The following is a 6,287-nucleotide window of genomic DNA, read 5'->3' as shown; positions in this document are numbered from 1 at the left end:
TCCAGCGGATGAAGCGGTTGTAGATCGTCTTGTGGGGACCATACTCGCTGGGCGCGTCGCGCCACCGAAGGCCGTTCCTGATCACGAAGATGATGCCACTGACGATCCGCCGATCATCGACCCTGGGCACTCCGTGAGACAGCGGGAAATGCCGCTCAATCCGGCGCATCTGCGCCTCCGACAGCCAGATCAAATCACTCATTGCAGCGCCTCCTCGCACCGCCAATGAATCAGCCGTTTGCTGTCTCCGCAAGAACTTTAATAGGTCCTGACCCTAATTTCACCAGCCGGGGGGCGACGCATCACCGTCGGTGACACTAATTTCTCTTCGCGCGCAGCTGCATGATGCGCACACCGCCGACAATCGCCATAACAACCGGTATAGCGATCAGAGCAAGATGATCACCGAGTGTCCCTGTTGAAACACCCTCGAAAACCAATAAGAGTGTACCGCCAACGCCGAATGCCAGTAGGTTAATCGCGAGTTTGGGACCCATCGTCTTCCCATAACATTTACGATCAGGCCGGGCAACGGGTTCACGAAGACGCGCTGGAGCTGAGACGCAGGCCCAGGGGACGGACAATGGATTTTCCTTTCGACTACGTGCCGCCTGCAACCGGGATTTCGACACCGACGAGGGAGGAGATCGTCAAGGGTGGTTTTTTGACGCCTCGGTTGTTGAAGTTCTTCCGGCCCTTTGTCCATCTCGATGTGCTCGCTGCACCGGCGGAGATGCTGGTGGAAGGCGGCCGTTGGGCGCTGCCTGCGGGCGAGCTGTTGTATGCGACGGAAGGGCTCGCATTCATCACGCAAGGAAAGCGTATTGGCCGGGCCGAACAGTACTTGGGCGGTACACTGTTCAATGTCTTAAAGAACGTTGGAATGAAGTTTGTCGAACCGCTCGTCGGCGGGGTCGTTGGCGAGGCATTCGTCAGCAAGATATCAGGAACACATGAGCTCTTCGAAAGGCTCGATTCGCTCAATAAATACAAAGAGGGTTTCGAACATAGTGAATCTCTGTTCTTGCCTATTAATCGAGTGGTTTCCCTATCTCTTTCATTCGAGCCTCGGAACATGTACGGCATCAGACAACTCGATCTCGTCGTTGAGGACGATAGCAAAACCTTCACGCCGTACGCATTCCTCGCCAGAGAGGAAGACGGAGACATCTTTCGCGAGCAAATCCCATTCATCTACTTTTTACGGCTCAGTTACGAACAACGCCTTTTTCAGACAATGTTGTTCCGTCGCTATGTCGACGAATTTTTCGAGGTACCGGAAAAGGCTGGCGACTGGTCGATGTCAACGCTCTCTTTCAGGTCGGACTTCTATGAACGTGCCGCCACAGCGCTGAATGCTGGTGCGCCTTCGGTGGCGGCCATTCGGATGGAGGCGCTAACCAAGTCACGAGATGTCATTTCGCGGCTGCAAATCACCAAAAATCAGCAGTACAATCTTGACACGCCATCGGGAAAACTCTTCGACTTGACGATGACATAGCGCACATTCGCTGAGGTGGGACTTCGCACGTTTGTTCACCTGTCAGAGGAATGTGACTGGCCTATTGCGAGTTTTCGAGGGCGGCTTTGAGCTTGTGATAGGTGACCGTGTACTTGGCGATACGAGTTAGGTCCTTCTCCGTGATACCCTTCAGCCGGCGCAGATCCATGTTGTGGCGGACATCCGTCATCTTCATACAGATGGCGTCGCGGCTGGTGAGGATGGCTGCGATGTAATCCTCGTATGACTGCTGGGGGTTCTTGGTAAGCAAGCGGACGCCTGCGATGACGCGTGGTGTCATTCCGACGTACTGGAGTTCGGAGAAACCCTTCTCGTCGTCTGCAAAGCAATCCTCGATCGTGTCGTGGGTGACAGCGATGGACATCAGCTCCTCGTCATCCGACTTTAGCAGATACATGACCTTGAGCGGATGAAGAATGTAAGGTTGGCCGGCTTTGTCGAACTGCCCTTGGTGGCATCGCACGGCGAAGGCGATTGCTTGCGAGATAACGTGTTTCATAGGAAGCTGCGGCGGTCGGCGCCGTCCTTGTCTTGGGAGGACCAGCATTTCAGCTGCCAGCCAATCGGCGGCCTGCCTCTCGGCAATTATCCATAAACTGAATAACCCTGCTGTCGGAAATCGTATTCGGTTCTCGCTTCGGTCAGGCTACGGCGCGGCCAGCCGACGATGCTTACGCACTTACCGGCGAGCCTATCTGACGGCGACGATCCATGATCGTATGTCCTTCATTCGCACTCCATCCGATTCCAAGCTGGCTCCGGCCTGCCATATCGGCGCGATCTCATGCAGCCGTTTGCATCGGAACTTATGCTGTATCGGCGCCCCGTTTTCGCTGTCCCGGCCGGAACGCTTTGAACGCCAGCATCGATCGGTCACATCTCCAGCGTCAGCAAGCGTTCATGCCATCAGACGCTGGATTATCCAGGCGGACAGGCGTGCCTTCGCAGTCGAGGTCAGATTCCCCAGTTCGTCCAACGAGCGCCAAGCTTCTCCAATAGCGTGCCTGATAGAAGGCATAGGCCGCCGCCGCTTCGCTGCGGCTGTTCTCTGCTAACCAGGAATACTCCAGTGCCTTGCGCAGACACTCCTGTTGCGTGAATGACGTGTTCGTCACGCGCCACATTGTCCGTCCTCACCCGTCAGTGCTGCCCCGCCGACGACATCATGGTAACCTTGGACCATGTCCGTTCGGAAGCGATTTTCCGGCGGTTTGGGAGATGACGAGCGCGGGGCAGGTAATATCCCTGACGCATCCCCAGCATCTGCGCGAGGTCGCCAAGACGGCTTGTGCCTGGCGTAATGATCCACGCGCTCGGATGAGACCGGACTTCACCTGAAGCGTTACCGACACGCTGTCCCGGTGGGGCCTTTGCCCCTTGGTCGACATCCAGGCGCCGGCTCTGACGTCCGTTTTGCGCGTCATGTCGGCCGTTGGCGTTAGCTTTACCAGAGCCAGAAAGCAGACGGTGCCGCAGATCGCGGGCGCGCCGCAAGCTGACCCCCGCCATCTAGGTATTCAACGTCGTGACATAGCTAAGCGGACGCAGCAGTCAGCGCCGCATCCCGTCAAAGGTCAACCGAAAGGTGCCGATCCCGCACGACGTCGCACTCACCTTCGCGCCGACACCAGCAAGCAACTCGACATTCAGCCGGTTAGACCTTTCCTCCTGGCGTCCATTTCTCCTGGACGGCGCCGGTTGTCTTCACAACGACGCTCTGCAATAAATTGCCTATGCGCAACCTTCCGTTGGGTGACTATCACCACCTTGCGAAGATGCCGAAGGCCAGGGACGACACGACGAATATCCTGGGCGTAAACGCCCTTGGATCGTGGCTCACTCCGCGTGGGTTCCCAACGTCCGGCCTCGCAGCGCCCCGCTGCTCTCGCCGGACCACCCGCGGGAGACCTTGTTATGCCGAAAATTCACTCCGACCATGTCTGTGCCGTCGGTGCAGGCACTGACGTGTTGACACTGTGGGAGCTGACCGATCCGGATGCTGCAGCGCAGGCCGCTGTCGAGCTGTATGGATCGAGCGCGGCAACGGCTGCAGCACATTGCGCGATGACAGCGCATTTCGATGGCCGCACACGCGACTACCGCTTCTGGTGCACGGTCTTTCATGAGCTCGATTGCGGTACGGCAAAACCAAGTTGATCGATGTGACCTGGGTATTCGCTACCGTCGCGAAGCACACTCCAAGCGGAGGCGTTGTGCGTGAAGCGCTCACGCTTCAACCGGAAGCCGGTTCGACCGCTTGATCTGCGCCAGAGCAAAACTGGATTCGATCGAGGCAACGCCGTCTAGTCGCGTCAGCTTTTCCTTCAGGAAACGGTCATAGGCGTGCAGGTCGCGCACCACAACGCGCAACAGGTAGTCGCGTTGGCCAGTCATCAAATAGCAGTCTACCACCTCTGGCCAGCGCGCGATCGCCGTATTGAACCGTTCCAGTTCACTCTCCCGCTGACGCTCCAGTCTGATCGATGCGAATACCGAGATCGGCAGGCCAACCAGATCCTGGTCGATAAGCGCGGCATAGCCGGTGATGACGCCCCGATCCTCCAAGATCCGCACGCGGCGTGCACACGGAGAGGCTGAGAGCCCGACTTGATCGGCAAGTTGCTGCGCGGTCATCCTGCCGTCCGCCTGAAGCGCGTCGATAATCTTGCGGTCGATATCATCCAGTCGCGTTCTTGGCATGGATCATCACTCCTATTTTAAGAATTGGCGGAACCAGCCAAAATCGATATCAAATTCAAGCAAGTTTGGCGACATTTGGCTTTTTCCTAGCCATATGATGGTGGCCGGTTTCACCCGGAGGTTTTGAACTTGGACCAACAAGACCTGAAGACGCTTTCAGCGTTGGAGAAAAAGGTTCTGTGGCTGTCGGCGTGGACGATCCACAACGCCAACCATCTTCGCGAAAACATGGACGGCCTGAAGGTCGGCGGCCATCAGGCATCTTCCGCCTCGCTGGCGACGATTATGACCGCGCTCTATTTTTCCGTGCTGAGGCCGGAGGATCGCGTCGCGGTCAAGCCGCACGCCTCACCGGTCTTTCATGCCATCCAGTATCTGCTCGGCAACCAGAACAGGGAAAAGCTCGAACAGTTCCGCGCCTTCGGCGGCGCGCAGAGCTATCCGTCGCGGACCAAGGACATCGACGATGTCGATTTCTCCACCGGCTCGGTCGGCCTGGGCGTCGCGCAGACGCTGTTCGCCTCGCTGGTGCAGGACTATCTGCGCGCCCGCGACGACAGCGTCACGGAAGGCCGCATGGTGGCGCTGATCGGCGATGCCGAGATGGATGAGGGAAACATCTTCGAAGCGCTGCTGGAAGGCTGGAAGCATGGCCTGCGCAATTGCTGGTGGATCGTCGATTACAACAGGCAGAGCCTCGATGCCGTGGTGCGCGAGGGCCTCTGGGAGCGCTTCGAGAGCATCTTCCGCAATTTCGACTGGGATGTCGTCATCCTCAAATATGGCTCGCTGCAGCAGGCCGCCTTCGCCGAACCTGGTGGTGAGGTGTTGCGCGCCTGGATCGACGCCTGTCCCAATCAGCTCTATTCGGCGCTGACCTTCCAGGGCGGCGCAGCCTGGCGCAAGCGCCTGCTTGCCGACATAGGCGGGGAGCCAGGCATCGCATCGCTGCTCGAGCGTCGCTCCGATGCCGAGCTTGGTACGCTGATGACCAATCTCGGCGGTCACGACCTGCCATCGCTGCTCGATGCGTTCGAGAAAGCGCGCGGCAATGACCGGCCGACCTGCTTCATCGCCTATACGATCAAGGGTTTTGGACTGCCGCTCGCAGGCCACAAGGACAACCACGCCGGGCTGATGACCAAGGACCAGATGGCGACGTTTCGCGCGTCGATGTCGGTCGGCGAAGGGCGCGAGTGGAACGCCTCCGAAGGCCTGGATCTCGGCGAACTGGATCTGCGACGCTTCCTAGACGCGGTTCCGTTCGTGGCAAAGGGGCAGAGGCGTCGTCACGCGCAACGCATCATCGTGCCGGACCGGCTTGCTTCCGAGGCCAAGGGAAGCGTGTCCACGCAGGTTGGCTTCGGCCGCATCCTGGATGAGATCGCGCGCGCCGGCGGACCGCTCGCTGACGCCATTGTCACCACGTCGCCGGATGTCACGGTTTCAACCAATCTCGGCCCATGGGTAAACCGGCGCGGCTTGTTCGCCAGGGAATCGCTGGCCGACACGTTCCGCAACGAACGCATTGCCTCGACGCAGAAATGGGAGTTCGGCACGACCGGCCAGCATCTGGAGCTTGGCATCGCCGAAAACAATCTCTTCATCATGCTGTCAGCGTTGGGTCTGTCGCATTCGATCTTCGGCAAGCGCTTGCTGCCGATCGGCACGCTCTACGATCCATTCATCCAGCGCGGCCTCGATGCGCTCAACTACGCCTGCTACCAGGACGCTCGCTTCCTGCTGGTGGCGACGCCGTCGGGGGTCACGCTGGCGCCCGAAGGTGGAGCTGTTGATTGCCACTGAGAACTGACCCGGCAACCCAGGATATTTCCACCGAGAATTGACCCATGTTTGACCCTTACCCTGCGTTTTTTCAGCGGGGATTACGGAGTGATCGACATGGCATTATTGAGCGTGATCCGACGCTGGCATTATCGAGAACATTTATCGATCCGAGAGATTAGCCGTAGGACCGGCCTGTCTCGGAATACGGTGCGCAAATACCTGCGGGTGGGCGAGGTAGAGCCGAAGTTCAAGGTTCCAGAGCGGCCGAGCAGGCTTG

At 58.5% G+C, this 6,287-nt stretch carries 8 protein-coding genes and 1 pseudogene; 4 read left to right on the top strand and 5 right to left on the bottom strand.

The annotated features are described in order from the left end of the window. Both A3A9_RS0136240 and A3A9_RS40805 read right to left on the bottom strand, forming a co-directional pair. Window positions 1-202: transposase (locus tag A3A9_RS0136240; protein WP_027062476.1), on the bottom strand; the 202-nt coding region annotated here is incomplete at its 3' end. A gap of 115 nt (window positions 203-317) precedes the next feature. Beyond that, window positions 318-497, bottom strand: coding sequence for a hypothetical protein (locus A3A9_RS40805; RefSeq protein ID WP_033839167.1), 180 nt, complete (start codon window positions 495-497; stop codon window positions 318-320). An 86-nt stretch (window positions 498-583) separates the two neighbouring features. Here A3A9_RS40805 and A3A9_RS0136235 point away from each other — a divergent pair, with 86 nt between their 5' ends. Then, on the top strand, window positions 584-1,501 hold the full coding sequence (locus A3A9_RS0136235) for a hypothetical protein (RefSeq protein ID WP_027062808.1): 918 nt from the start codon (window positions 584-586) through the stop codon (window positions 1,499-1,501). A gap of 61 nt (window positions 1,502-1,562) precedes the next feature. Here the strand turns inward: A3A9_RS0136235 and A3A9_RS40800 are convergent, their stop codons facing one another. Next, entirely contained in the window at window positions 1,563-2,021 is a 459-nt protein-coding gene (locus A3A9_RS40800; protein ID WP_033839170.1) for a hypothetical protein, read from the bottom strand. 388 nt (window positions 2,022-2,409) lie between these two features. Next, entirely contained in the window at window positions 2,410-2,646 is a 237-nt protein-coding gene (locus tag A3A9_RS44625) for a hypothetical protein (RefSeq protein WP_152536299.1), read from the bottom strand. 790 nt (window positions 2,647-3,436) lie between these two features. On the opposite strand from A3A9_RS44625, the gene A3A9_RS40795 reads away from it, so the two are divergent. After that, window positions 3,437-3,679 (top strand): hypothetical protein, encoded by a 243-nt coding sequence (locus tag A3A9_RS40795; protein ID WP_051371517.1) that lies wholly within the window; start codon window positions 3,437-3,439, stop codon window positions 3,677-3,679. Window positions 3,680-3,748: 69 nt separating this feature from the next. Here A3A9_RS40795 and A3A9_RS0136220 read toward each other — a convergent pair whose 3' ends face one another. Then, window positions 3,749-4,222: an Lrp/AsnC family transcriptional regulator gene (locus tag A3A9_RS0136220; protein WP_027062807.1), complete on the bottom strand. Its 474-nt coding sequence runs from the start codon at window positions 4,220-4,222 to the stop codon at window positions 3,749-3,751. Window positions 4,223-4,345: 123 nt separating this feature from the next. Between A3A9_RS0136220 and A3A9_RS40790 the strand changes: the two are divergent. Together A3A9_RS40790 and A3A9_RS40785 are read left to right on the top strand one after the other, a co-directional pair. Then, a pseudogene (locus tag A3A9_RS40790) lies at window positions 4,346-6,013 on the top strand (1-deoxy-D-xylulose-5-phosphate synthase N-terminal domain-containing protein); the annotation flags it as partial. 111 nt (window positions 6,014-6,124) lie between these two features. Further along, on the top strand, window positions 6,125-6,287 hold a 163-nt coding region (locus tag A3A9_RS40785), incomplete at its 3' end, for a sigma factor-like helix-turn-helix DNA-binding protein (RefSeq protein WP_033838837.1).

It is taken from the genome of Mesorhizobium loti CJ3sym (assembly GCF_000472785.1).
GTDB lineage: Bacteria > Pseudomonadota > Alphaproteobacteria > Rhizobiales > Rhizobiaceae > Mesorhizobium > Mesorhizobium loti_E.
The sequence above is the reverse complement of the archived record's forward strand: the minus strand, read 5'-3'. Positions and strand labels throughout refer to the sequence as shown.

What these genes read in the sequence shown, in the direction of transcription:
- A3A9_RS40805 (WP_033839167.1), bottom strand. Translation starts at nt 497, where the DNA reads ATGGGTCCCAAACTCGCGATTAACCTACTGGCATTCGGCGTTGGCGGT.
- A3A9_RS44625 (WP_152536299.1), bottom strand. Translation starts at nt 2,646, where the DNA reads ATGTGGCGCGTGACGAACACGTCATTCACGCAACAGGAGTGTCTGCGC.
- A3A9_RS0136220 (WP_027062807.1), bottom strand. Translation starts at nt 4,222, where the DNA reads ATGCCAAGAACGCGACTGGATGATATCGACCGCAAGATTATCGACGCG.
- A3A9_RS40795 (WP_051371517.1), top strand. Translation starts at nt 3,437, where the DNA reads ATGCCGAAAATTCACTCCGACCATGTCTGTGCCGTCGGTGCAGGCACT.
- A3A9_RS40800 (WP_033839170.1), bottom strand. Translation starts at nt 2,021, where the DNA reads ATGAAACACGTTATCTCGCAAGCAATCGCCTTCGCCGTGCGATGCCAC.
- A3A9_RS0136235 (WP_027062808.1), top strand. Translation starts at nt 584, where the DNA reads ATGGATTTTCCTTTCGACTACGTGCCGCCTGCAACCGGGATTTCGACA.